11 protein-coding genes and 1 pseudogene are annotated in these 24,737 nt (G+C 47.5%); 9 read left to right on the top strand and 3 right to left on the bottom strand.

Annotation, left to right across the window (positions count from 1 at the left end; translation table 11 throughout):
* Positions 1 to 774, top strand: a pseudogene (locus tag ACZLMD_RS09790) (hypothetical protein); the annotation flags it as partial.
* Positions 775 to 926: 152 nt separating this feature from the next.
* Here the strand turns inward: ACZLMD_RS09790 and ACZLMD_RS09795 are convergent.
* Complete coding sequence (locus ACZLMD_RS09795; RefSeq protein WP_484107739.1) at positions 927 to 2,399, bottom strand: TrkH family potassium uptake protein; 1,473 nt, start codon at positions 2,397 to 2,399, stop codon at positions 927 to 929.
* 13 nt (positions 2,400 to 2,412) lie between these two features.
* Entirely contained in the window at positions 2,413 to 3,801 is a 1,389-nt protein-coding gene (gene trkA / locus ACZLMD_RS09800; protein WP_482521790.1) for a Trk system potassium transporter TrkA, read from the bottom strand.
* Positions 3,802 to 4,028: 227 nt separating this feature from the next.
* On the opposite strand from trkA, the gene spoIIID reads away from it, so the two are divergent.
* A complete protein-coding gene (spoIIID, locus tag ACZLMD_RS09805; protein WP_118561734.1) occupies positions 4,029 to 4,310 on the top strand; it encodes a sporulation transcriptional regulator SpoIIID in 282 nt (93 codons plus the stop codon).
* Between the two features lie 59 nt (positions 4,311 to 4,369).
* Here spoIIID and ACZLMD_RS09810 read toward each other — a convergent pair whose 3' ends face one another.
* Positions 4,370 to 6,712 (bottom strand): glycoside hydrolase family 3 C-terminal domain-containing protein, encoded by a 2,343-nt coding sequence (locus ACZLMD_RS09810; RefSeq protein WP_484107738.1) that lies wholly within the window; start codon positions 6,710 to 6,712, stop codon positions 4,370 to 4,372.
* A gap of 213 nt (positions 6,713 to 6,925) precedes the next feature.
* Between ACZLMD_RS09810 and rpoB the strand changes: the two genes are divergently transcribed.
* The 7 genes from rpoB to ACZLMD_RS09845 form a co-directional block, all read left to right on the top strand.
* On the top strand, positions 6,926 to 10,819 hold the full coding sequence (rpoB, locus tag ACZLMD_RS09815) for a DNA-directed RNA polymerase subunit beta (RefSeq protein WP_484107737.1): 3,894 nt from the start codon (positions 6,926 to 6,928) through the stop codon (positions 10,817 to 10,819).
* A gap of 50 nt (positions 10,820 to 10,869) precedes the next feature.
* Positions 10,870 to 14,622 (top strand): DNA-directed RNA polymerase subunit beta', encoded by a 3,753-nt coding sequence (rpoC, locus tag ACZLMD_RS09820; RefSeq protein ID WP_484104809.1) that lies wholly within the window; start codon positions 10,870 to 10,872, stop codon positions 14,620 to 14,622.
* A 157-nt stretch (positions 14,623 to 14,779) separates the two neighbouring features.
* The gene (locus ACZLMD_RS09825; protein ID WP_484107736.1) at positions 14,780 to 17,290 is read left to right on the top strand and encodes a cellulase family glycosylhydrolase; all 2,511 of its coding nucleotides are present in this window, start codon (positions 14,780 to 14,782) and stop codon (positions 17,288 to 17,290) included.
* Positions 17,291 to 17,442: 152 nt separating this feature from the next.
* Positions 17,443 to 20,703 (top strand): beta-glucosidase, encoded by a 3,261-nt coding sequence (locus ACZLMD_RS09830; RefSeq protein ID WP_484107735.1) that lies wholly within the window; start codon positions 17,443 to 17,445, stop codon positions 20,701 to 20,703.
* Between the two features lie 89 nt (positions 20,704 to 20,792).
* The gene (locus tag ACZLMD_RS09835; RefSeq protein WP_022305100.1) at positions 20,793 to 21,176 is read left to right on the top strand and encodes a PH domain-containing protein; all 384 of its coding nucleotides are present in this window, start codon (positions 20,793 to 20,795) and stop codon (positions 21,174 to 21,176) included.
* Positions 21,177 to 21,340: 164 nt separating this feature from the next.
* The gene (gene ppdK / locus ACZLMD_RS09840; RefSeq protein ID WP_482523294.1) at positions 21,341 to 23,977 is read left to right on the top strand and encodes a pyruvate, phosphate dikinase; all 2,637 of its coding nucleotides are present in this window, start codon (positions 21,341 to 21,343) and stop codon (positions 23,975 to 23,977) included.
* Positions 23,978 to 24,091: 114 nt separating this feature from the next.
* The coding region (locus tag ACZLMD_RS09845; RefSeq protein ID WP_489495637.1) for a hypothetical protein at positions 24,092 to 24,737 on the top strand (646 nt) is incomplete at its 3' end.

Below are 24,737 nucleotides of genomic sequence, written 5' to 3' on the forward strand. Positions count from 1 at the left end.
GATTCGATGAATATCAGTTATGCCTGCTGGAGCTTCTGCAATAAAGGTGAGTCCGCTTCTTATCTGAAGACCTCCTGCAACAAGACAACGGGTGGCTTTGAAGATTCCGATCTGACAACGACCGGAATCTGGTTAGTGAATACCTACCGGGCGCATCAGGATGCGGAAAACAACGAGGATACACAGCGGACACCGGCACCGGGAACGAGCAGTGAACCATCGTCATCTGCTGCGCCGGGAACAAGCGGAAATCCGTCCGTAACGTCAGCACCGGGGACAAGCAATGGTCCTTCGGTAACAGCCGCACCGGGAGCATCCGGTCAGCCGTCTGTGAGCAATCCGCCGGTTCCGACAGCAAGCAATACACCGAATCAGCCGCAGAACACCACGAAGCCGGGGACAACGAATCAACCGTCTTCGACAAAGGTTCCATCGGGAACCTCGTCTGCCGGAAATAATACATCCGGTGTAGGAAACAGCGGACAAAGCGGTACAGGATTTGACAATGGCAGCCTGAATAATGGTGGCACAAATGGCAAATATGTGATACTTAAGAAGAAAGTCCTTAAGATTAAGAAAGGCAGAAAAGCTAAGATTGTGATCCGCAGGAAGATGTCGAAGGATCGCGTGAAGAAGTATAAGATTATCAAGGGTAAGAAATACATCCGTGTCAGCAAGAAGGGTGTTGTCAAAGGACGCAGAAAAGGAAAAGCAGTAGTGAAGGTTGTTATGAAGAGCGGAGCATCCGCAAAGTGTCGGATCTTTGTCCGGTAGAGGAATTGCAGCTCAAATGAATGATACTTAAAAATCGCTTAAACCATACGGTCTAAGCGATTTTTTATTGGGAAATATTCAAATTTATATTTTTATGAAACAACCTGCTGACTTTTTTCGGAAATCACTAAGATTTCATTATCTATACGAAATTATCTGTTAGCTCTCTTCTTACGGTGACTCTCAATCGATTCCTTCCAGATCGCCGGGTGGAAGAGAATCAGCAGTGGGAACAGCTCCAGTCGACCGGCCAGCATGTCAAACATCAGTACAAGCTTGGAAAATACATTGAACTGTTCGAAATTCTGTGTCGGTCCGACCTTTGCAAGTCCGGGTCCCATGTTGTTGATGGTGGTCAGAACCGCTGTAAAGTTGGTGACCAGATCCTTATCCTCGAAGGAAATTGCAAAGACAGAGAGTGTAAAGATAATAATAAACGTAATGAAAAATACGTTGATGGAGCGGACCACCTCATGATCGACCGGCTTGCCCTCCACATTGATCTTGCGCACACTCTTCGGATGAATGTAGCTGTTTAATTCCTTCAGAACCGTTTTGAAAAGAATGACAATACGCGAAACCTTGATGCCGCCGCCGGTACTTCCGGCACAGGCTCCCACAAACATGACGATGATCAGGATCGTCTGGCTTGTCTGCGGCCACAGGTCAAAGTCGGTTGTCGAAAATCCGGTTGAGGTTGCCAGCGAAGCTACCTGAAATACGGAATGTGTCATTGCCTCAAATCCGGTCGGATACATCGTACGGACATTCAGGAAAATGATCGTTATGGCGATCAGGATCATGGCGAGATAATAATGGATCTCTTCCATGGAAACAGCCTTTTTGAAATGCCGGTACAAAAGATAGAAATAAAAGTTAAAATTAATACCGAACAGGATCATAAAGATGGCGACAACCCATTGAATATAGGGGGAGTACCCCATTATGCTGTCGTTCTTGATGCCAAAGCCACCGGTACCTGCCGTACCGAATGCAGTTGTCAGTGCATCAAACAGTGGCATATGTCCTGCCAGCAGGAAAATAAACTCGATCACTGTCATGCCGAAATAGATCGTGTAAAGGATCATTGCAGTATAACGCACTTTTGGAACAAGCTTTCCGACGGATGGTCCCGGGCTTTCTGCGCGCATCAGATTGATGCTGGAGCCACCGCTTAACGGAAGAATGGCAAGCAGGAAAACGAGAACACCCATACCGCCGATCCAGTGCGTAAAGCTTCGCCAGATCAGAGCTGTGTGGGAAAGTGCCTCCACATTGCCAAGCACGGTGGCGCCGGTTGTGGTAAAGCCGGAGATCGTTTCAAAAAGTGCATCCTCCCAATGTGGGATCTCGCCGCTGATCCAGAATGGAATTGCACCGAAAAGACTGAGCAGGATCCAGCTCAGGGATGTGGCAAGACATCCTTCCTTAAGATAGAAGGTGGTGCTTTTAGGCTTGTGCAGTGTCATCAGAACACCGATGAGCATGCAGATACAGGCAACTACAAAAAAGTAACGTCCCTCCTCTTCATGATAAATGAGGGACGTAACACATGGAAGCAGCATAAATGCTGCTTCGATCTTTAATACATAACCGAGAATATATCTTAATATTGAATAATTCATAACCTTACATCCTTTACTTCAGAATATCTCGTAGATCATTAAAACCGGTGTGTGTTGTCACGACCATAACGGTATCCCCGACCTGAATAGAATCAGAACCGCTTGGGATCAGGATCGATCCGTTACGGCTGATAAAGCAGATCAGCAGATTATCCTTCAGGGAAAGATCCATGAGAGGGATATCGGTCACGGCAGATAGTTCGTTGACACGGAATTCAATCGCCTCTGCACGGGAATCAAACATATGATACAATGTCTCAATGTTGCTGCCCATGGAATCCTTCTTGGCGCGGACGTACGCAACGATCGCTTCGGAAGTGATATATCGAGGATATACCACACTTCCCAGATCAAGCCGGCTGATAACATCCTTGAAGTTCATACGGTTGATCTTGGTAATGACCTTTGCATTTGAAATCTGCTTGGCGTGAAGTGTCAGCAGGATATTTTCCTCGTCAATACCGGTCAGAGGGACAAAGGATTCAATTGAATCAATGCCCTCCTCCTCGAGAAGATCTTCATCCGTACCGTCTCCGTTGATGATGGTGGCCTTTGGAAGAAGTTCGCTGAGCGTCTCGCAGCGCTTCAGATCCTGTTCCACGATCTTAACGGATACGCCCATCGGGAGAAGTTGCTTTGCCAGGTAATAAGCTGCCTTGCTGCCGCCGATGATCATCGTGCTCTTGACCTGATTCGTCTTGATACCGATGTCCTCAAGGAAAAAGCGTCCGTGACCCTTTGGTGCAACGAAGGAAATCTTATCTCCGCCGAGCAGCAGGGAATCACCGGATGGAATGTACATGGCACCGTTTCGTTCAATGCCGCAGATCAGCACGCTTGTGTTGATCTTCTTGCTGAGCATGGAAACGCTTATACCGTCTAATATATTATTCTTTGGAATCTGAATCTTAATCAGCTCTGCCTGTCCGTGAGCAAAGGAATTGACTTCGAGTGCGGTCGGCAGATAGAGAATACGGGAGATTTCCTTTGCTGCTTCAAGCTCCGGATTGATGATCATGGCAAGCCCGAGCTTGTCCCGCAGATATGCTGCCTCGCCGCTGTAGTCAGGTGTACGGACACGCGCAATGGTGGAGCAATTCGCCACCTGATTAGCGACCGTACAGCACAACAGGTTCAGTTCGTCTGACTCTGTAACGGCGATCAGCAGATTGGCGGAAGCGATGCCGGCGTCCATCTGTACCCGGTGGCTTGCGCCGTTGCCGGTGATCCCCATGACATCGTAAGTGCTTGCAACCTCCTGTACCTTTTTGGCATTCTGGTCAATGATTGTGATATCGTGTCCTTCTTTCACAAGCTGTTCGATTAGTGTAAGTCCTACTTTGCCGCAGCCAACGATAATAATACTTAAACCCTGTTTCGCTGGTTTTTTTGCGATTAACATATTCTTACCTCCCAAAACAAATACCCTGACCTGCCGCATCCGAACAATGTGGGTCAGGGACACATATCTAAAACACCTCTATACTATATGCTTTTTTCTCATAACTTTCAAGAAAAATTTGGTTTGATTCATAAGCAGCGATTTTACGCATAGGATGAAATAAGGTAATCAATGAGGAGAAATACTCAGTGGAAAAGAAAAAATATGAAAAATATCATTTAGGATCTCTGTCGGAATGTCTGGAGGAGAGGGCTGTTTTACTGGCACAGTATATGATTGAGCATAAAGCGACTGTCCGTCAGACAGCGTCTGTATTCGGGGTCAGCAAAAGCACGGTACATAAGGATCTGACGGAAAAGCTTCCGGTGATCAATCATGCATTGGCGGCGCAGGTGCGCCAGGTGCTTGATATCAATAAGTCCGAGCGTCATATTCGTGGCGGACTGGCGACTAAGGAAAAATATCTTCTGAAAGAAAAAGAACAGGAGAAATTCCGAAATGCATATTAAATGCACGGAATCGCTCCTGTCCCGGATTCTGTGTGACATCAAAATGAATCAGCGTGTGATCACGGCTGTTTTTCGTTGATCGCACGGATCGTGTCCTGAATGTCTTTCCATGTTAGTTTATCGGAACTGAACGAGAGAATGGAGTGCAGCGGAGTGTCGGCAAACATCGCACGCATCATCTGGGCGGTGCCGGCTCCCATGCTGTCATTCTCGCCGCCCGAGGTGTCTGTAAATCCGCTCTTTGCCAGCATGGCATCTAATGGCGAAGGATCATTTGCGTAGTTGTAAACATCATCGCAGGATGACGTTTCTTCGACGTAGAACGGAAGCTTTTTATCATTTTCCAGATGGAGCGTCAGACGCTGGCGCACATCTCTGGAGGAAGCGCTGATCAAAAGCTCATAATCTCCGGACGGTGCATACCAGTCATGGATCTGCATGCTGTAATAGGAGAAGGAGCGTGCGTCCAGATCAAGCAGGATCGTTTTCGTCTCGCCCGGCTCCAGAGCTACCTTGGCAAAGTTTTTCAGCTCCTGTTCCGGACGGATCTCTTCGCAGGCGGCGTTCTTTACGTAGAGCTGGACAACCTCCCGGCCTGCAATATCACCGGTGTTGGTGATATCAACAGAAACCTGGATCGTATCATCCGGCTTGGCAGGGATAGACGGGATCACGTCCATGCCTGTATTCTGCCCATTTGCCGCACTTGTGGAAGAGCTGCTGACAGACTGACCGTTTACGATCAGCTTTGCATTGGAATACCGGAAGGAGGTATAGCTTAATCCGTAACCGAATGGGAATAATACGTCCATTTTGCGCTTGTCGTAATAGCGGTATCCGATAAAAATACCCTCCTGATAGTGGACTTCGTTGTGTGTACCCGGGAAGTTTAAGAATGCAGGGTGATCCTCCATGCGCAGAGGATAGGTCTCGGCAAGTTTACCGGATGGATTTGCTTTGCCATAGAGAAGATCGACTGCGGCGGCACCGGCAGCCTGTCCGGCAAGATACAGATCGAGTACGCCCTTTACCTCGGACAGCCATGGCATCAGGATCGGTGAACCGTTGTGCAGCACGACAACAGTGTTTGGCTGCACCTTACAGATCTCATGGATCAGCGTATTCTGGCTTTCCGGCATATTCAGGTGGGTGCGGTCGAAGCCCTCGCTCTCGAAGGAATCCGGCAGTCCTGCGAAAATAACAGCAACCTCAGCTTCCTTTGCGGCGGCAACTGCCTCGGAAAGAAGTGTCTCATCAACCTCGTCCTTTTCGGCGACATATCCCTTTTTATATGTAATGTTTGGATTATCCCTCAGGGCATCCAGAGCACTCTCGATGCGGAAGCAGTTGATGTGGCTGGAACCGCCGCCCTGTGTTCGGGGCGTCTCGGCAAATTCGCCGATAATGGAAACCTTCTGTGACTCCTTCAATGGAAGAATGCCATCGTTTTTCAGGAGAACAGCACTGTTATCCGCAACCTTGCGGGCTAGCTGGTGATGTGCCTCCATATCGTAGGAAGCGTTTTCTTTCTTATTAGAATAATACCGATCCACAGCTGTCAGAATCCGTTCTACGGTTCTGTCTAATGTCTTCATGGAAACGGTGCCCTCCTGTACTGCTTTGATGATCAGCTTGTCTGTCTCGCCGTGGCAGTCCGGCATCTCCAGGTCAAGACCGGCGTTTAATGACTTCACACGGTCGTTCATCGCACCCCAGTCGGTCATGACAAGCCCCTGAAAGCCCCATTCCTCGCGCAGCACCTTATTCAGAAGCCAATCATTTTCACAAGAATAACATCCGTTAATGCGGTTGTAGCTGCACATGATGGTCCACGGCTGTGCCTTTTTGACGACACGTTCAAAGGCGGTAAGATAAATTTCGCGCAGTGTCCGCTCATCGACCTCGGAGCTGGCATTCATTCGCCTTGTTTCCTGATTGTTGGCGGCAAAATGCTTCAGGCTGGTGCCGATGTTTTTCTCCTGCACGCCGTTTACAAAGGCGGCGCCGATCTCTCCGGCGAGATACGGATCCTCGGAATAATATTCGAAATTTCTTCCACCGAGCGGCGAGCGTTTCATATTGATACCCGGTCCGAGCAGGACAGCAACGTCCTCTGCCTGACATTCATCGCCGAGCGCATTGCCGACCTCATGAACCAGATCGCGGTCGAAGGAGTTCGCCAGGGATGCTGCTGTTGGAAATCCAACGGCAAGAATGCTCCTGGCCCATCCCATATTATTGATGATCTCCTCCTGCTTGCGCAGTCCGTAAGGTCCGTCGGAAACCATGATTGCCTTTAAGCCGATGCGGTCAATTGTCTCGGTATGCCAGAAATCGGCACCGGAACACAGGCTTGCCTTCTCCGCTAATGTCATATCCTGTATCATCTTTTTGATATCCATAATGTCTCCTTTCCTATTATAAGTGATAAAATTTATGAAAAGAATAATTCAATCAATAGAAATGCTTGACAACCATCAAATTAGATGGTAAGATGGAAAATGCACTTATTGTGGCAGATTATAAACTAAAACTAGTATAAAATATATTATAGCATAGTTTTTAAGGATTGAAAAGCCACAAAATACTCTACAAAATTAAGGAGTGAAACGGCGATGGAGAAAAACAGAATACGTCCGGTAAAAGTAGGCAACGGTGTGAGAATGAGTTATGCCCATCAGGGAGAAGTTCTGGAGATGCCAAACCTCATTGAGGTGCAGACCAATTCTTACCAGTGGTTTTTGGATGATGGTCTGAAGGAAGTATTTCGGGATATTTCCCCAATCTCTGACTTTGGCGGTCATCTCAGCCTGGAATTTGTTGATTTCAAGCTTTGCAGAGACGAGAGCAAGTACGATATTGACCAGTGTAAGGAGAGGGATGCTACTTATTCCGCACCTTTAAAGGTTAAGGTTCGTCTGCACAACAAAGAGACTGAGGAAATCAAGGAACACGAAATCTTTATGGGTGAATTGCCTCTGATGACAGCGACAGGTACCTTTATCATCAACGGTGCTGAGCGAGTTATCGTCAGTCAGTTGGTACGATCCCCGGGCATTTACTATGCGATTGGACATGACAAGATCGGTAAAGAGTTATTCTCTTCTACAGTAATCCCAAATCGTGGTGCATGGCTGGAGTATGAGACGGATTCCAATGATGTCTTCTTCGTCCGTGTTGATAGAAACAGAAAGGTTCCGATCACTGTATTTCTGCGTGCTCTTGGTCTTGGCACCAACGCAGAGATTAAGGAGATGTTTGGTGAGGAGCCAAAGATCCTTGCAAGTATTGAGAAGGATACTACAGAGAATTATCAGGATGGTTTGCTTGAGCTTTACAAGAAGCTTCGTCCGGGTGAGCCACTTTCCGTAGACAGCGCAGAGAATCTTCTGAACGGTATGTTCTTCGATCCGAAGAGATATGATCTGGCGAAGGTCGGAAGATACAAGTTCAACAAGAAACTGCATTTTAAGAATCGTATCGTTGGCTGCAAGCTGGCAGAGGATGCGGTTGATACTGTAACCGGTGAGAAACTGGAAGCAGGAACACTGATCACAGAGGAGATTGCCGTACAGCTCCAGAACGCTGCAGTTCCTTATGTGATGGTAGAATATGAGGAGCATGTAACAAAGGTTCTTTCCAACCTGATGGTTGACCTGCGTTACTATCTGCCAGATGTTGATCCGAAGAGCATCGGTGTGACAGAGGACGTTTACTATCCACTGCTCAAGCAGATCCTCGATGAGAACGAGTCCGAAGAGGATATTATTGAGGAGATCCAGTACAATATCTCCGAGTTGATTCCAAAGCATATCACAAAAGAAGATATCTTTGCTTCCATCAACTACAATATCCATCTTGAGTATGGCATTGGTAATGATGATGATATCGATCACCTGGGTAACCGTCGCATCCGTGCGGTTGGTGAGCTTCTTCAGAATCAGTACCGTATCGGTCTGTCACGTATGGAACGTGTTGTTCGTGAGAGAATGTCCACCCAGGATCTTTCTTCTATCACAGCACAGTCTCTGATCAATATTAAGCCGGTTACGGCAGCAGTGAAGGAGTTCTTCGGAAGTTCCCAGCTGTCACAGTTTATGGATCAGAATAACCCGCTCAGTGAGCTGACTCACAAGCGTCGTCTTTCCGCATTGGGACCGGGTGGTCTGTCCAGAGACCGTGCCGGATTCGAGGTGCGAGATGTCCACTATTCTCATTATGGACGTATGTGTCCTGTAGAGACTCCTGAGGGACCTAACATTGGTCTGATCAACTCTCTGGCATCTTATGCACGTATTAACGAGTATGGTTTTGTCGAGGCTCCTTACCGTAAGGTGGACAAGGCAGATCCTGCAAATCCTCGTGTTACAGATGAGGTTGTTTATCTGTCTGCTGACGAGGAGGATAAATATACCGTTGCACAGGCGAATGAGGCACTCGATGAGAACGGCTACTTTGTACGTAACAGCGTATCCGGTCGCCGCCGCGAGGAGACATCCGAGTTTCCGAAGAAGGATATCGATCTGATGGACGTATCTCCTAAGATGGTATTCTCTGTTGCAACAGCCATGATCCCATTCCTTGAGAACGATGATGCAAACCGTGCCCTGATGGGTTCCAACATGCAGCGTCAGGCGGTGCCGCTTCTTGTAACAGAGGCTCCTGCGGTCGGTACAGGTATGGAGATGAAGGCAGCGATCGACTCCGGTAACTGTGTGATCGCAGAGGCAGATGGTGTGGTTGAACGTTCCGCTTCCAATGAGATCATCATTAAGGAGACAACAGGAACCGTTCATAATTATAAATTAGCAAAGTTCCAGCGAAGTAACCAGGGAACAAGTATGAACCAGAGACCTTTAGTCAACAAGGGTGACGAGGTCAAGGCAGGACAGGTTATCGCAGACGGTCCTTCTACCTGCGGTGGAGAGATCGCCCTTGGTAAGAACCCTCTCATCGGTTTCATGACATGGGAAGGTTATAACTACGAGGATGCGGTTCTTCTCAGTGAGAGACTGGTTCAGGAGGATGTTTACACATCCGTACACATCAGTGAGTACAATGCCGAGGCAAGAGATACAAAGCTTGGTGCCGAGGAGATTACCCGTGATGTTCCGGGCGTTGGTGATGACGCACTCAAGGATCTGGATGAGAGAGGTATCATCCGTATCGGTGCTGAGGTTCGCGCCAACGATATTCTGGTCGGCAAGGTTACACCGAAGGGTGAGACAGAGCTGACGGCAGAGGAGAGACTTCTTCGTGCGATCTTCGGCGAGAAGGCAAGAGAAGTTCGTGATACATCACTCAAGGTTCCTCATGGTGAGTTTGGTATCGTTGTAGATGCCAAGGTATTTACCAGAGAGAACGGCGATGAGCTTCCGCCGGGAGTGAATGAGAACGTTCGTATCTATATTGCACAGAAGCGTAAGATCCAGGTTGGAGATAAGATGGCCGGACGTCATGGTAACAAGGGTGTGGTTTCCAGAGTACTTCCTGTGGAGGATATGCCATTCCTTCCAAACGGTCGTCCTTTGGATATCGTGTTGAACCCTCTGGGTGTGCCTTCGCGTATGAACATCGGTCAGGTCCTGGAGATTCATCTGAGTCTGGCTGCAAAGGTACTGGGATTTAACGTAGCAACTCCTGTCTTTGATGGCGCAAATGAGCACGACATCATGGATACACTCGAGCTGGCAAATGATTATGCCAATACACCGCTTGATCAGGAAGAGCTTGAGGCAGAAAAGGCAAAGGCTGCAGAGGATGGCGTTGAGTATCCGGCAGACGTTGTGCCTTTCGTAGATAAATATAAAGATGTCCTTGATCCGGAGGTTATGAACTATCTGGTTGAGAACAAGGAATATCGTCAGCAGTGGAAGGGCGTTCCGATCCGCCGTGATGGTAAGGTTCGTCTCCGCGATGGTAGAACAGGTGAGTATTTCGATGGCGAAGTAACGGTAGGTTTCATGCATTACCTCAAGCTCCACCATTTGGTTGATGATAAGATCCATGCTCGTTCTACCGGTCCTTACTCTCTTGTAACACAGCAGCCACTCGGTGGTAAAGCACAGTTCGGTGGTCAGCGTTTCGGAGAGATGGAGGTTTGGGCACTTGAGGCTTATGGTGCTGCATATACACTTCAGGAGATCCTGACTGTGAAGTCCGATGATGTCGTTGGTCGTGTGAAAACATACGAGGCGATCATCAAGGGAGAGAACATCTCTGATCCTGGTATTCCAGAGTCCTTTAAGGTACTTCTTAAGGAGCTTCAGGCACTTGCACTTGATGTTACGGTTCTGGATGAGGACGGTAACGAAGTACCGATGACAGAGAGCGTTGAAGAGGATCGTGATGAGGATATCAAGCCGCTCATCGATGGCGATGCCAACTTTGCATTTGGCAACGGAGAGTCCTTCGAGGCTGCAGGTTTCAAAGAGGGTACTGCTGAAGAGCTTGAGAATGACGACATTTTTGGCGATTTTGAAGCTTCCGAGGAACCGGATCTGTTATAAGACGAAACTTCGGATTTACACAACCTGGATGTGGAAGAATGGAGGTTACTATGGTAGATAGTACTGTAAAGGAAGAAAAGCATATCACATATGATGCAATCAAGATCGGTCTTGCCTCTCCGGAAAAGATCAGAGAGTGGTCCCGCGGTGAGGTTAAGAAGCCGGAGACAATCAACTACAGAACATTAAAGCCTGAGAAGGACGGTCTGTTCTGTGAGAAGATCTTCGGACCAAGCAAGGACTGGGAGTGTCATTGTGGTAAATATAAAAAGATTCGTTATAAAGGCGTTGTCTGCGACCGTTGTGGCGTAGAGGTTACAAAGGCAAGCGTTCGTCGTGAGCGTATGGGTCACATCGAGCTTGCTGCGCCGGTATCACATATCTGGTATTTTAAAGGAATCCCAAGCCGTATGGGTCTGATTCTCGATGTATCTCCAAAGAACCTTGAAAAGGTACTCTACTTTGCGTCATATATCGTACTCGAGGCTCAGGACGGAATTGGTCTGCAGCAGAAGCAGATCCTGTCTGAGGCAGAGTATCAGGAAGCCAGAGCAAACTATGGCAATGCATTCCGTGCAGGCATGGGTGCAGAGTCCATCATGGAGCTTCTGATGAGCATCGATCTCGAGGAAGAGTCCAATACACTTAAGGAGGAGCTTAAGAATGCATCCGGTCAGAAGCGTGCGCGTATCATCAAGAGACTGGAAGTAATCGAAGCATTCCGTGGATCAGGAAATAAGCCTGAGTGGATGATCCTGACAGTTATCCCGGTTATCCCACCGGATCTTCGTCCAATGGTACAGCTGGACGGAGGACGTTTTGCAACATCCGATATGAATGATCTGTATCGTCGTATCATCAATAGAAATAACCGTCTGAAGAGACTTCTCGAGTTAGGTGCTCCGGATATCATTGTCCGCAACGAGAAGAGAATGCTTCAGGAGGCAGTAGATGCCCTGATCGACAACGGTCGTCGTGGACGTCCTGTTACAGGTCCCGGAAACAGACCTCTCAAATCATTGTCCGACATGCTCAAGGGTAAGCAGGGACGTTTCCGTCAGAACCTGTTAGGTAAGCGTGTTGACTATTCCGGACGTTCCGTTATCGTTGTAGGTCCGGAGCTTAAGATTTATCAGTGCGGTCTTCCAAAGGAGATGGCGATCGAGCTGTTTAAGCCTTTCGTTATGAAAGAGCTTGTTTCTGACGGAACTGCACATAACATTAAGCAGGCAAAGAAAATGGTTGAAAAGCTTCAGCCGGAGGTATGGGATGTCCTCGAAGAGGTTATCCGTGAGCATCCGGTTATGTTAAACCGTGCCCCTACACTTCACAGACTTGGTATTCAGGCATTTGAGCCTACACTTGTTGAGGGTAAGGCAATCAAGCTTCATCCACTCGTATGTACCGCGTTCAATGCCGATTTCGATGGTGACCAGATGGCTGTCCATCTTCCGTTGTCCGTTGAGGCGCAGGCAGAGTGCCGTTTCCTGCTTCTTTCTCCAAACAACCTGTTAAAGCCGTCTGATGGTGGTGTGGTTGCCGTTCCTTCTCAGGATATGGTGCTTGGTATCTACTATCTGACACAGGAAAGACCGGGTGTTAAGGGTGAGGGCAAGTTCTTCAAGTCTATTAACGAGGCAATCACAGCCTATGAGAATGGTGTTGTAACACTTCATTCCCGCATCACAGTCCGCAGAAGTGGTGTGAATGCGCAGGGAGAGGTTGAGATCAAGAACATTGAGTCTACACTCGGACGTTTCATCTTCAATGAGATCCTTCCACAGGATTTAGGTTTTGTAGATCGAAGCAATCCGGACAACTTCCTGACACTGGAGGTAGACTTCCATGTAGGTAAGAAGCAGCTGAAGCAGATTCTTGAGAAATGTATTGATGTACACGGCGCAACAGGAACTGCCGAGACAATGGATCATATTAAAGCATTAGGTTACAAGTATTCTACCCGTGCAGCCATGACAGTATCTATTTCCGATATGACCGTGCCTGCAGCGAAGAAGGATATTCTTGCGGATGCAGAAAAGACCGTTGAGACAATTACACGTAAGTTCCACCGTGGTCTTCTGACGGAGGAGGAGCGTTACAAGGCAGTTGTAAATACATGGTTCGCAGCCGATGATAAGCTGACAAAGGCTCTGATGGCTGGTCTGGATCGTTACAACAACATCTTTATGATGGCGGATTCCGGAGCCCGTGGTTCCCAGGCACAGATCAAGCAGCTTGCCGGTATGCGTGGACTGATGGCGGATACATCCGGTCGTACGATTGAACTCCCGATCAAGTCTAACTTCCGTGAGGGTCTTGACGTACTGGAGTACTTCATTTCTGCGCATGGTGCTCGTAAGGGTCTGTCCGATACAGCGCTTCGTACAGCCGATTCCGGATACCTGACACGTCGACTTGTTGATGTATCTCAGGAGCTTTCCATCCGTGAGGTTGACTGTAGTGCAGAAAGAGACGAGATTCCGGGCATGGAGATTGGCGAGTTTGCAGATGGCAAGGAGCTGATCGAGTCTCTGGAAGAACGTATTACAGGAAGATTCTCCTGTGAGAATATTTATGATGATAACGGTGAACTGATCGTGAAGGCAAACCACATGATCACACCGAAGCGCGCAGCACGTATTGTGAGAACAAAGGCTGTTATGGATGCCGGTCCTAAGGCACGGATCAAGATCCGTACAATCCTGACATGTAAGTCTCACATCGGTGTCTGTGCAAAATGTTATGGTGCTAACATGGCAACAGGTGAGCCGGTACAGGTTGGTGAGGCTGTCGGTATTATCGCTGCTCAGTCCATCGGTGAGCCTGGTACACAGCTTACCATGCGTACATTCCATGCCGGTGGTGTAGCCGGTGATGATATCACACAGGGTCTTCCTCGTGTCGAGGAGCTTTTCGAGGCACGTAAGCCTAAGGGTCTTGCAATCATCGCTGAGTTCGGCGGTACTGTAAGCGTTCGTGATACTAAGAAGAAGCGTGAGGTTGTCGTAACCAATAAAGAAACCGGTGACAGCAAGGCTTATCTGATCCCATACGGTTCCCGTATCAAGGTTCTGGAGGGACAGGAGCTTGAGGCCGGTGATGAGCTGACAGAGGGTAGTGTAAATCCACACGATATCCTTGCGATCAAGGGTGTGCGTGCCGTGCAGGATTACATGATCCGCGAGGTACAGAGGGTTTACCGTCTGCAGGGTGTAGATATCAACGATAAGCATATCGAGGTTATCGTGCGCCAGATGCTCAAGAAGATCCGTATCGAGAACAACGGAGATTCCGATTATCTGCCGGGTGTAATGGTAGATGCACTTGACTACGAGGATACCGTAGAAGAATTGACGAAGGAAGGCAAGGAGCCGCCGGAGGGAAGTCAGGTTATGCTTGGTATCACAAAGGCTGCACTCGCAACCAATTCCTTCATGTCAGCAGCATCCTTCCAGGAGACCACAAAGGTTCTGACCGATGCCGCGATCAAGGGCAAGATCGATCCTCTCGTAGGTCTGAAGGAGAATGTTATCATTGGTAAGCTGATTCCGGTAGGAACCGGTATGAAGAGATATCGTTCCGTGAAACTCGACTGTGATGAAGAGGCAGAGCGCGAGATCGCACAGATCCGTGCAGAAAAGGCTGCTAAGTCGGAGGAAGAGAACAAGAAGGACGACAAGCGCGAGAAAGCAAAAGAGAAAGAGGTCGCTGCAGAGGAAGAGCCTGCAAAGGATTTTGCATCTTCTGATGGCGAGCTTGTATATTCAACGTCCACCGAGGATGATGGAGATATCGATGCCTAATCGATCAATTATATAAGAATTTTTAAGAGGTATTTTATCTGCGGATAGGATGCCTCTTTTGTTGCAATATGCATAAAAACATGATAAGCTTACTGTGTAGGTGTATACATATTGCCTATATGCAAATTTATTATAACGAAAAGGAAGGAATGATGAGATGAGGAAGTTTACAAAACAGATATTGGCATCCGTTCTTTCATTGGCAATGGTGGTAAGTTCGGCGAGCGGAATCGGCATTGCATCCGTGAAAAAGACTGCCAATGCAGAGGAAGCTTCGGCAACAGCAACAGCAGCGCCAAACAACATTGGGGAAGAACGAACGCTGCCAAGCGGATTTGTGACACGCGACAATGGAATTATGCGTGACAATATGGATTCAGCCGCTTATATGAGTAGAATGGGACTTGGCTGGAACTATGGTAACTCTCTGGATCAGGCGATCGATACCAGCAAGATGTCTGACGAAGAGAAAGCGAAGGTAAATGTAAAGTATTGTGAGACATCTGCAAACAATCTGGCATTGACCCAGAAAAACGTAGATACACTGAAGCAGTATGGTTTTCGAAATGTCCGTATTCCGGTAGCCTGGTCTAACCTTATGGATATTTCCGAGGATAAGATGACATACACGATCAACGAAGGATATCTTCAGAGAGTGGAGCAGGTCATTAATTATTGTTTAAATGATGGCATGTATGCGATCGTAAACATTCATTACGATGGAGACTGGTGGGGGCAGTTCGGTGATGCAGACGAGTCTGTCCGCAAGCAGGCATGGGCTCGTTTCAGACAGATCTGGACGCAGGTCAGCAACCGCTACAGAGATTATTCTGACCGTCTGATCTTCGAATCTGCGAACGAGGAACTCGGAGATCGTCTCAACGACAACTGGGTAAAGCGCGACACCAACAACAAGACAGGTGTCTTAACCGTTGATGAGCAGTACGAGACAATGAACAAGATCAATCAGGAATTTGTAAATATTGTCCGTCAGTCCGGTGGCAACAATGAGAAGAGATATCTTCTGATCGCCGGCTACAGCACCAACATCGAAAGAACTTGCGATGACCGTTTTGTAATGCCGACCGATCCGATCAAGGAGAATGGTGTCAGCAAGCTCAGCGTATCGGTTCATTACTACACACCGTGGAATTACTGTGGTGGAAGCGAGTATCATCAGGTTGAGGGTGGCGCAGCGCGTCTTTACGACTGGGGTACCGATGAAGATATTAAGGCAATGCATGCTGAACTGGATAAGATGAGTAAATTTACCGAACAGGGATATGGCGTTATCATTGGTGAGTATGGCGTTCAGACAACCGCAGCCGATGGAATTGCCAACTATATTTACGAAATGGGACAGTATGCACTGGAGAAAGGCATGATCCCTGTACTCTGGGATAACGGCGGATGGTTTAACCGTCAGAAAAATATCATTTCATACGATGATGTCGCTCAGGCAATTCTTGACATGACAGGCGCACAGGGCATTGGCAGGAAAGCAAAGGTCAATACCGGAAAGCCGCTGTATACAGAAGTGCAGGATGAGAGTGGGCTTACACCGGTATATTCCTGGGAAGGAAAATGGAAAAAGAACGGTGGAGACAACGAGACATACTGTGAACCGGCACTTACCGTACTCTCAAATGACGGAACCAATGACTGGTATTATCACTGTAACAGCTATGGATACTGGGCAGTCATTTATTCCGAGGCATTAAAGAATGTCAAGCATTTATATGTAAGAGTTACCTGTGAGAACAATGATATCGATTCCTCTGCACTGCAGCTTGCATCCGCAGAGTTTAAAGAGAATTTCCCTCCGGAGAAGGGGCTGTATGATCCGAATGAGCAGCTGAAGGCTGCCAATAGTGGTGCTCTTGAAAACTGCACCAATGGTAAGGAAACAAATATCAGCGCAGAGGAAAGCTGGAGCGGAAAGATCTTCTCCATTGACGAGGATCTGTTACAGGGCAAGAGCATTCTGTGGATTTCTGCATCAAACAAACCGGTATTTACAAAGATCGAGCTGTTTGCATCCGATGCACCATTCCCAGAGGTAAGCCCATTACCGGTTCCTCCGAGAAGAACACCGGTTCCGTACCCGTCAGATGATGTTGTAATGCCAACGCAGAGTCCAAATCCATCTGCACCGGCGCCGACAGCAACAGTTCCGGCTGCTACGAAAGCACCGGTTCAGACGGCACAGGTTCCGACACCGTCATCGATCACCGTTGCGAAGGGAGATATTGTCAAGGACAAGAATGCTTCTTACAAGATTTCCAATGTTAAGTCAAATACGGTTGAGTACAAAACACCACTGAACAATAAGAAGGCAACTGTTACAGTTCCTGCAACCGTGAAGGTCAGTGGCGTTACCTACAAGGTTACCTCCATTGCCAAAAATGCATTTAAGAACAATAAGAAGTTGAAAAAGGTTACGATTGGTGCAAACATTACGACAATCGGCGCAAATGCGTTTGCCGGATGCAAGAATTTGAAGACAGTCGATATTAAATCCAAGAAATTAAAGAGCGTTGGGAAGAATGCATTTAAGGGCATTCACAAAAAGGCTGTTTTCAAGGTGCCGGCAAAGAAGCTGAAGGCATATAAGAAGCTGCTTAACAGCAAAGCAGGCATCAAAAAAACAATGAAAATTAAAAAATAATTCATATTTTTCAGTAAGAAGTATGGTATGATAACTTCGACAGGGTCCGGCAGGAAAACCGGATCCTGTTTTGGATTTATGCGAAACCGTTCATTCCCTATAAATAATGAATTGCGTGTTTTATTTATCATTTAAACGGAAAGGAAATTATCATGTCAGAGAAGAATACAAACAGAAACAATCCTTTGTGGGATTCAGAGAAAACAATCGAAGAAAGACTGGATTATCTTGTAAATGCGCTCACCTTAGAGGAGAAGTTTTCCTGCCTCGGAACCGGGAATCCTGCGATTGAGCGCCTTGGCATCCCTGCCTTCTTCGTGGGCTGTGAGGGGGCACATGGTTTACAGATGCGTCATGATCAGAGTTTTGATAAGGGTGAACCGCAGCCAACGACAATTTTTCCGAATCCGGTCGGCATGAGTGCAAGCTGGGATACGGAGCTGATCCGGCAGGCGGGCGAGATTGTAGGCACCGAGGCGAGAGCTGTATTTGAGAAGGAAGGACGCAGAGGAGGTCTGTGTCTGTGGGCGCCGACGATCGACATGGAACGTGATCCGCGATGGGGACGTACCGAGGAGGCATATGGGGAGGATCCGTATCTTACCGGGAAGATGGCATCCGCATATATTCAGGGAATGCGCGGTGACGGGGAACATATCCGGTGCGGTGCAACGCTCAAGCATTTCTATGCGAATAATGTAGAGGATGGTCGTGTGTGGAAATCCTCCTCCATCGATCCGCGCAATAAATATGAATATTATCTGGAGCCGTTTTGCCGCGCCGTTGTGGAGGGCGGTGCCGAGGCAATGATGACGTCTTACAATGAGATCAACGGTGTGCCGGCGATCCTGAATCATGAGGTGCAAAAGCTTGCAAAGGAGCAGTGGGGGATCCATCACGTTGTCTGTGATGGCGGCGATATGAAGCAGACCGTGGACTGCCATCATTATTTCGGTTCCCATACGGAGACGATCGCGGAGGGCTTAAAGGCGGGCATCGACTGCTTTACCGATGATATTGATGCAGTTATGGAGGGTGCAAGAGAAGCCTACGAACTTGGAATGATCGATATGAACGATATTGATCGTGCATTAAAATGCCATTTCAGCACGTTGTTCCGTCTGGGACTTTTTGATGAGCAGGAGGAGAAGGAGTATGGTCTGAATCTTCCGGAATATCAGCAGACAGCAAGAGAGCTGACAGGCGAGTCTGTTGTATTGTTGAAAAATGATGCTTTGGAGGGGCAAAAGCTTCTTCCTCTGTCTGCAGAGCATTTTACGGCAGATAAGAAGCTTGCGGTGATCGGACCGTCTGCCGGCGAATGGTTTATGGATTGGTATTCCGGAATCCCCCCGTATTCTGTGACACCGCTTGAGGGAATCCGTGCGGCGATGGGAGGCATGGATCATATTATTTTTGAGTCAGGTGTGCCGGAGATCAAGCTTGCGTGTGGCGACAAATATATCGGTATTCTGGAGGACGGCAAGACAATCGGTCTGGTTGATGAGGCGCATGCGGAGATTTTTGAGTCCGTTTTATGGGACAGAGAGCAGATGACACTGAAAGCAAAAAGCAATGGCATGCTGCTGACTACACAGGATGGTTGTGACGAGGATAAGGTATATCGTGGCGGAACGATCACAGCAACAGCTAAGGCTGCCTTTGGCTGGTTTGTCAAAGAGGTATTTCATGCACAGGTCACTCTCACCGATCTGAAGGAGTCCGAAGAAAAGAGTCTGTCCCTTTCTGTGGACAGCAGATTCCCGGAAATTCTCCGAAATGGAGAGGAAATGGTTCTTCGTGCATGGAATAAAGGAGCGCTGTTTGTGGATGAACAGAACCGCATCCGTGTACAGGATGACAATGGATTTGCGGAGGACGGCGAGGTGTGTCGTATTGTAAGCTATACGGATACGCATGGTCATCAGCATATGTTCGGCGATGCGGACTTTGACGGCAGAAGAAACGGAACGTATGAGACGATCACCGGAAGCAGATACCGCAGCCTGCCGCCGATTTGTCCGGTACTGGTGAAGGATGGAATCCGCAGTGCGAAGGATGCAGCCGCAAAAGCAGATACCGTTATTTATGTTGGCGGAGCGCATCCGATGATCACCTGCAAAGAAGAGGTGGATCGGAAGGATATTGCATTTCCGCCATATCAGCGTACGCTGGTGCAGGAGCTTTATCAGGCAAATCCCCGTCTGATCGCGGCACTGGTAACGAGTGTACCTTATGCGATCGGCTGGGAAAAGCAAAACATACCGGCTATTCTGGTTACAGCCGGCGGAAGCATGGAACTGGGCAATGGTCTTGCGGATGTTTTATTCGGTAAGAAAGCACCGGCAGGCAGACTCAATATGACATGGTATCGGGATGACAGTCAGCTGCCGGATATGGATGATTATGATATTATTCAGAAGGAGAGAACCTATCAGTATTTCAAGGGGGATGTGCTGTATCCGTTTGGACATGGACTCACCTATGCGCAGACGGAAATCTGTGATCTGACTGCAGAGACTTCAGAGGATGGACAGACCGTTCATGTGGAATGCACTGTCCGAAATATGGGTCAGGACAAAGCTGTGCAGGTGCAGGACGAAGTGGTTCAGATTTATTTTGCAAAGAAGGCTTCTGCGGTCAAACGACCGATCCGTACGCTTGCTGCCTTTGCGCGCGTGAAGGCGCTGGCACCGCAGGAAGAACGCCGGGTAAGCTTTGAAGTGCCCGTGGAGCAGCTTCGCTATTATGATACGGTTCAGAGGAAAATGCTTCTGGAGCCGGGAAGCTATGAACTTCAGGCAGGACATTCTTCTGCACAGATTGATTGTGTTGCAGAGATAACCCTTCAGGGGCAGGAACGCGGTGTGCGTGACGGTGCTGCATGGCAGCCGGCAGATCATTACGACCGTTCTCAGAATGGATATCTCTGGGAAGGTCATATGGGATATGACAGTGTTGCACATAAAGCAGATACGCATGCACCCGAGGATTTGTTTGAAAAAGTTAGCGGATTATGGCAGAATATAAATGAAGTGACGAGAACGGAGGATGCCGGAGAACGGCAGGACGATTGCCTGATCCTGGAATATGACAGCGTTTATATCCCGGAGGGAGCGGACTGTCTGGTGATTGATGCGGATGCACTGGCGCAGAGTACCATGGATGTATATCTGGATGGTGTCCATCATGCATCCTTTATCGTGCCGGAATTCGATGATCTGTCCGGTGCCGGTGATAATCCGGGCTGGGCTGCCGCGGCAACGGCGAAAAATGCACCGCACGGCAGAGGTTTTCGTCATCTGTCGATTCCTTTGGAGGATCTTGGAAAGGCAGGCAGCGAAACAGTGCTCCGGCTTCGTTGTCAGGGCGATGTGCGGATCTGCCGCTGGAGATTCGAGAAGGCTTCGTAGAACAGACGGAAGTTATTGTGAAGGAATCTGTATCAGAGCGTGTCGGATGCAGATACAGCAGAAGCAGTACACGCAGAAAAGAGGAGGATATGGAAACAAATTTTATCTGGAAAGAACGTAAGAGAAATGCACTGGGGCTTCCCTGGACATTTACAAAGTATGCACTGACCGGGGACAGACTTTTTATTACCAGCGGTTTATTAAAGACGGTGGAGGATGAAGTGCGTCTGTACCGTATCCTGGATATCTCGCTGAGCCAGACATTGACACAGAAAATATTCCGGATCGGAACCATTCAGGTTTCTTCTGCAGACAAGACGCTTGGCAACTTTGAGATTAAAAATATTAAGGATCCAAGACAGGTCAAGGAGCAGCTGTCGCAGCTTGTGGAGGAGAACAGGGAGAAAAAGCGTGTCACAAACCGTGAATTTATGGGCGAAGACAGCGATTTTGATGACGGTGATGACCAATAGGATGCCTGTCGGTACGACACCGATACAAAAAAAGTGAAAAAACTCTTTTCATACACGGGAAGAGTGTGTTATACTAGAAACAGCGATGTGGCAGTCCTTGGGCGTAGTGCGTCCATCTGTCGATATCAAACATTACAATTATTAATATAGGAGGTAACTTTACAATGGCAAACAAATGGGTATATATGTTTAGCGAAGGCGACATGACCATGCGTAACTTACTTGGTGGTAAGGGTGCGAACCTTGCAGAGATGACCAACATCGGTCTTCCTGTACCACAGGGTTTTACAGTAACTACAGAGGCTTGTACACAGTATTATGAGGATGGACGTCAGATTAACGACGAGATCATGGCTCAGATCATGGACGGCGTTAAGAAGATGGAAGAGATCAACGGCAAGAAGTTCGGTGATTCTGAGAATCCGCTTCTCGTATCTGTTCGTTCCGGTGCTCGTGCCTCTATGCCTGGTATGATGGATACAATCCTTAACCTTGGTCTTAACGATGACGTAGTAGCTACAATGATCAAGGGTAACCCGGATCCTACATTTGAGCGTTTCGTATATGATTCATACAGACGTTTCATTCAGATGTTCTCTGATGTCGTTATGGAAGTTGGTAAGAAGTACTTCGAGCAGCTCATCGACAAGATGAAAGAAGAGAAGGGTGTTAAGTATGATGTTGATCTGACAGCTCAGGATCTTAAGACTCTGGCAGAGCAGTTCAAGGCTGAGTACAAGAACCAGTTAGGTACAGACTTCCCATCTGATCCTGTAGAGCAGATGAAGTTAGCTGTAGAGGCTGTATTCCGTTCATGGGACAACCCTCGTGCAAACGTATATCGTCGTGACAATGATATCCCTTACTCATGGGGTACTGCAGTTAACGTAATGCCTATGGTATTCGGTAACCTGAATAACGAGTCTGGTACAGGTGTTGCATTTACACGTGACCCTGCAACAGGTGAGAACAAGCTTATGGGTGAGTTCCTGATCAACGCACAGGGCGAGGACGTAGTTGCAGGTGTTCGTACACCAATGCCAATCGCTCAGATGGAGCAGGAGTTCCCAGAGGCATATGCTGAGTTCGTTAAGGTTTGTGATACTCTTGAGAATCACTACCATGATATGCAGGATATGGAGTTCACAGTAGAGAACAAGAAGCTCTACATGCTTCAGTGCCGTAATGGTAAGAGAACAGCTCCGGCTGCATTAAAGATCGCTTGTGACCTCGTTGATGAGGGACATAAGACAGAGGAAGAGGCCGTTGCAATGATCGACCCTCGTAACCTTGATACACTTCTTCACCCACAGTTCGATGCTGCTGAGCTGAAGAAAGCTACTCCGATCGGAAAGGGTCTTGGCGCTTCTCCTGGAGCTGCTTGCGGTAAGGTCGTATTCACAGCAGAGGATGCTGTAGAGTGGGCTGAGCGCGGTGAGAAGGTTGTACTTGTTCGTCTTGAGACATCCCCAGAGGATATCACAGGTATGAAGAGTGCACAGGGTATCCTGACAGTTCGTGGAGGTATGACATCCCATGCAGCCGTAGTTGCTCGTGGTATGGGTACATGCTGTGTATCTGGTTGTGGCGACATCGTTATGGACGAGGAGAACAAGAAGTTCGAGCTCGCAGGTAAGACTTACACAGAGGGATCTGAGATCTCTATCGATGGTACAACAGGTAACATCTACGATGGTCTTATCCCAACTGTTGATGCTACAATCGCTGGTGAGTTCGGCCGTGTAATGGCTTGGGCTGACAAGTATAGAAAGCTTAAAGTTCGTACAAACGCTGATACTCCTGCAGACGCTAAGAAAGCTCGTGAGCTTGGTGCTGAGGGTATTGGTCTCTGCCGTACAGAGCATATGTTCTTCGAGGAAGACAGAATCGCTGCTTTCCGTGAGATGATCTGTTCTGATACAGTAGAAGAGAGAGAGGAAGCACTCGCTAAGATCCTTCCTTATCAGCAGGGAGATTTCGAGGCTCTTTATGAGGCACTCGAGGGTAACCCGGTTACCATCCGTTTCCTGGATCCTCCACTTCATGAGTTCGTTCCTACTGAGGAAGCTGATATCAAGAAGCTTGCAGAAGCTAAGGGCAAGAGCGTAGACGAGATCAAGGCAATCATCAACTCACTTCACGAGTTCAACCCAATGATGGGTCATCGTGGATGTCGTCTTGCTGTAACATATCCTGAGATTGCTAAGATGCAGACAAGTGCTGTTATCCGTGCAGCAATCAACGTAAAGAAGAAACATCCTGATTGGACAGTTGAGCCAGAGATCATGATCCCACTCGTTGGTGAGGTTAAAGAGCTTAAGTATGTTAAGGATGTCGTTGTTGCAACAGCTGACGCTGAGATTGCAGCAGCAGGTATTGAGATGAAGTACGAAGTTGGTACTATGATCGAGATTCCTCGTGCAGCACTGACCGCTGATCAGATTGCAACAGAGGCTGAGTTCTTCTGCTTCGGTACAAACGACCTGACTCAGATGACATTCGGTTTCTCCCGTGATGATGCCGGTAAGTTCCTGGATGCTTACTATGATGCTAAGATCTACGAGAGCGATCCATTTGCTAAGCTTGACCAGACAGGTGTTGGCCAGCTGATGGAGATGGCTGTAGAGAAAGGTAAGAAGGTTCGTCCTTCCCTTCACTGCGGTATCTGTGGTGAGCACGGTGGAGATCCTTCATCTGTTGAGTTCTGCCACAAGATCGGTCTGGACTATGTATCATGTTCTCCATTCCGTGTGCCAATCGCACGTCTGGCAGCAGCACAGGCAGCAATCGCTGATAAATAAGAAATTTGAAAAAATAAAAATGTTATAAGAGACATTTTAATTTATGAGTGCCTCTGCTATTACTTTAGGTAGTGGCAGAGGCATTTTGTTTTACTATATACGAGGAGAACGTAATTGAAGGAACAAAATAATAGAATATATTTGGAGACAGATCGGTTAAAATTAATTCTTTCTGAGCATAAAGATGAAATTGGCAAAAGAGCAATTAATGGAATAGAAAAGATAATCGCTGCAATTGCCTTTTGGATACCAATGGCAATTTCTGATTTTTCAAAATGGAAAACAATAGGATCAATAATACAGATTATATTAGTAATATCAGGCATAGTTTATACATGTTATGCAATATACTATACATTTTGTGCTATAAAAAATCCTTTCAATAAAGATAGATTGTATGAAGAAATTGAGGAGGAAAATTTGATGAAGGAACATCCACATTCAATTGTCTTAATAAAAGATACATTCCATTCAAATGATAATAGGTTTCTGCTTTACTATGATGCAAGATGGAATTGCAGATTGTTTTTGAATTATGCGACAATTACTTCTGACTATGAGTTGGATATGGAAAATATAGTCAGACATCTGCAAATGGAATTAAAGGTTTCAAAGAACAATTTAGACGGAGCTTTTGCCTTTGAAAAGGTGCATGAAAAATATTCTGTCAGTGCAAAAGAAAACAGATGTTATCGCCATAGGTTTTATCAGTTTTTGATCAAGCAGTTTGACGAGAAAATTGAACAGGATTCGTTTGAAA

The sequence above is a fragment of the Jutongia sp. genome (assembly GCF_057878315.1).

Coding starts and splice junctions, on each gene's coding strand:
- ACZLMD_RS09830 (WP_484107735.1), top strand. CDS start 17,443: ATGTCAGAGAAGAATACAAACAGAAACAATCCTTTGTGGGATTCAGAG.
- ACZLMD_RS09810 (WP_484107738.1), bottom strand. CDS start 6,712: ATGGATATCAAAAAGATGATACAGGATATGACATTAGCGGAGAAGGCA.
- rpoB (WP_484107737.1), top strand. CDS start 6,926: ATGGAGAAAAACAGAATACGTCCGGTAAAAGTAGGCAACGGTGTGAGA.
- ACZLMD_RS09825 (WP_484107736.1), top strand. CDS start 14,780: ATGAGGAAGTTTACAAAACAGATATTGGCATCCGTTCTTTCATTGGCA.
- ppdK (WP_482523294.1), top strand. CDS start 21,341: ATGGCAAACAAATGGGTATATATGTTTAGCGAAGGCGACATGACCATG.
- trkA (WP_482521790.1), bottom strand. CDS start 3,801: ATGTTAATCGCAAAAAAACCAGCGAAACAGGGTTTAAGTATTATTATC.
- ACZLMD_RS09795 (WP_484107739.1), bottom strand. CDS start 2,399: ATGAATTATTCAATATTAAGATATATTCTCGGTTATGTATTAAAGATC.
- rpoC (WP_484104809.1), top strand. CDS start 10,870: ATGGTAGATAGTACTGTAAAGGAAGAAAAGCATATCACATATGATGCA.
- ACZLMD_RS09835 (WP_022305100.1), top strand. CDS start 20,793: ATGGAAACAAATTTTATCTGGAAAGAACGTAAGAGAAATGCACTGGGG.